This is a genomic window from Tahibacter caeni, assembly GCF_024609805.1.
Taxonomy (GTDB): domain Bacteria; phylum Pseudomonadota; class Gammaproteobacteria; order Xanthomonadales; family Rhodanobacteraceae; genus Tahibacter; species Tahibacter caeni.
Window position 1 is genome coordinate 1 of record NZ_JANFVR010000441.1, and the last position, 3,224, is coordinate 3,224.

General features: G+C 73.5%; 1 protein-coding gene. It reads right to left on the reverse strand.

What is annotated here, in order from left to right; all coding sequences use genetic code 11:
- Positions 1 to 3,224: type I polyketide synthase (locus tag NON22_RS22250; RefSeq protein WP_257389187.1), on the reverse strand; the 3,224-nt coding region annotated here is incomplete at both ends.

Below are 3,224 nucleotides of genomic sequence, written 5' to 3' on the forward strand. Positions count from 1 at the left end.
GAGGCGGGCCGCCTGCGGCGCCGGCGGCGCCGCCGCCGGTGCCGGTGCCGCGCGGTATTCCTGCACGATCACGTGCGCGTTGACGCCGCCGAAGCCGAGCGAGCTGATGCCCGCGGTCAGCGGCAGCGCCGCGCCGCCGGCGTCCTCGAACGCGGTCCAGTCCTGCGGCTCGCGCACGATGCGGAACGGACTGTCGTCGAGGCGGATCTGCGGATTGAGTTCGCCGAAATGCCGCAGACCCGGAATCGTGCGATGGCGCATCGCGAGCACGGTGCCGATCAGCGACGCCACGCCGGAGGCCGCCTCGAGATGGCCGATCTGCGTCTTCAGCGCGCTGACCGCGCAGCGCCCGGCCGTGCCGCCGGCGCCGAGTTCGCGGAACGCTTTCTTCAGCGCGTTGAACTCGACCGCGTCGCCGAGCGCCGTGCCGGTGCCGTGGGCTTCGATCAGACCGACCGTCGCCGCGTCGACGCCGGCGCGGCGGTAGACGTCGACGAGCAGCTCGGCCTGGGCGAGCGGATTCGGCGCCGTCAGCGACATCGCGCGGCCGCCGTGGTTGACGCCGCTGCCGCGGATCACGCCGTAGACCGTGTCGCCGTCGGCGACGGCCTGGTCGAGCCGCTTGAGTACGACCGCCGCGCAGCCTTCGCTGCGCACGTAGCCGTCGGCGCGTGCGTCGAAGGTCTTGCAGCGGCCGTCGGCGGCGAGCATGCCGGCGCTGCCGAGCGCCTGCTGCAGCGCCGGCGTCAGCAGCAGGTTCGTGCCGCCGGCGATGGCCGCGACGCAGCTGCCGTCGGCGATGCTCTCGGCGGCGCGATGGATCGCGACGAGCGAGCTCGAACAGGCGGTGTCGATCGCTTCGCTCGGACCGCGCAGGTCGAGCAGGTAGGACAGCCGGTTCGGCAGCACGCAGTGCGCCATGCCGGTCGCGGAATAGCCGACGACCTCGGTGCCGGCTTCGCGCAGCAGCTCGACGTAGTCGAAGCCGCCGAGCCCGACGAACACGCCGGTGCGCGTGCCGGCGAATTCGGACGCGCGATGTCCGGAGTCCTCGATCGCGTTCCACGCGACCTGCAGGAACAGGCGCTGCTGCGGATCCATCAGCGCGGCTTCCTGCGCGCCGATGCCGAAGAACGTCGCGTCGAACGCGTCGACGTCGCGCACGAAACCGCCCCAGCGCGGCGCGGACACCGCGTTCGTGTCCCAGCGCTCGGCCGGAATCTCGCAGATCGGATCGACGCCGGCGAGCATCTGGCGCCAGAGTTCCTGCGGCGTGTCGGCGCCCGGAAAGACGCCGGCGATGCCGACGATTGCGACCTCGGCCCGCGCGGCCGTCCGTGCCGCTATCGGCGCGGACGGGCTCGCTGCGGTCGCTGTAGCCGGCGCACCGAGCCCGGCGGCGACGGTCTCCGCGGCGGCCGGCGCATCGACCGCGCCGACAGCAGCATCGGCCGTCGCGAAGTACGGCCGCAGCGCAGCCGCATGCGCGGTCGCGAGATGGCCGCTCAGCGCCTCGAAGGTCGGGTACTCGAACACGACGGCCGGCGCGAGATCCAGCGCATAGGCTTCGTTCAGACGCCGGAACAGGTTCGCGACGCCGAGCGAATCCAGGCCGTACTCGCTGAGGTTCACGTCGGCGCGGATCTGGTTCGGACTGACCAGCAGCACGTCGGCGACGATCTGCAGCAGCTCCTGGCGCAGGCGGCGCGCGAGGCCGGCGTCGTCGGTCGCCGCGGCGGCATGAGTCCCGGCGCGCGGCGCCGTAGCGGGCACCGGCGGCGCGAGGCCGAGCAGCGCATCGATGCGCGCACGGTTGCCGTGCAGCACGAGCAGTCGGCTTTCGCCGCCGGCCAGCGCCGCGGCAAATGCTTCCAGGCCGCTGGCCGTGTCGAGCGCGTAGAGGCCCGAGGACTGTTCGAGCAGCGCCTTGGTCTTCGCATCGAGCGGCACGCCCTTGATGCGGTCGACCTGCATGCCGCCGTCCTGCCAGAGCGGCCAGTCGATCGCGAGCGTGCGGCCGCGGCGTCGGCCGGCCGCGGCGAGCCGTTCGCGCAGCGCCGCGTAGTGACGCTGGAAACCGTTCGCGTAGGCGTAGTCGCACTGGCCGGAACTGCCGAGCTCCGCGGCCAGCGACGAGAACAGCACGAAGAAATCCAGGTCGTCGGTCCGGCTCGCCTCGTCCAGGTGCACGGTGCCGGCGATCTTCGGCGCGCAGGTCGCCTGAAGGTCGGCGAACGACTTGCGCTCGATCGGCGCGTCGCGGATCACGCCGGCCGCATGCACGATGCCGTGGATCGCGCCGAAGCGTTCGCGCGCCTGCCGCAGCAACGCGTCGGCCTCGTCGCGCCGTGCGACGTCGCCGCGCAGATGCACGACCGTCGCGCCCAGCGCTTCGAGTTCGGCGAGCTTCGCGCGCTGCGCGTCGTCGAGCGCGGAGCGGCCGGCCAGCACGAGATTCACGCGCGCCTGCGTCGCGAGGAAGCGCGCGACGATGAGGCCGAGACCGCCGGCGCCGCCGGTGATCACGTAAGTACCGCCTTCGCGCACGGCGACCGGCACGGCCGGCGACGGTGTCCAGGGCTGCAGGCCGCGACGCAGGCGGCGCACACCGTCGTAGCGGATGTCGGCATTGCTGCGCGCGTCGTCGCCGAGCTCGGCGACCAGGCGGTCGAGCGCGTCGTCCGATTCCGCCGGCGCGCCGAGCGCGATGCACTTGCCGGCGAGCTGCGGCAGTTCGAGCTGCAGGCTCCGTACGAGACTGGCCAGCGCCGCCTGCTGCGGCTGCGTCGACGATGCCTCGTCCGGCAGCAGGCACAGCAGGCTCGCCGCGGCCGGCGCATTGCCGCCCTCGCGATCGCGGCGCGCGAGCTCGGCGATGGCCTGGCCGAGCGCGAGCAGCGCGCCTGCACCGGATTCGAGGTGGCGCGGCGACGCTGCGACGTCGGCCTGCGATGCAGTGTCGTTCCACGCGTGCACGAACCGCTGCGGACGCAGTCCTTGTGCCTGCAGCGCCGCGAACAGCGCGGCCAGGTCGTCGCCGTTCGCGGGCCGCACCGTGTAGATGTCCGGCGCCGGCGCGTCGAACCGCTCGCCGGGCTGGACCAGCACGAGCGCCGGAACGCGGCCGCCCTGCTCCGCCCAGCGACGGCGCAGCCGCTCGCGCAGGTTCGCGTCGGCGGCGAACAGCAGCACGGGGCCGCCGGTGCCGGCGGACGCGGCGCCCA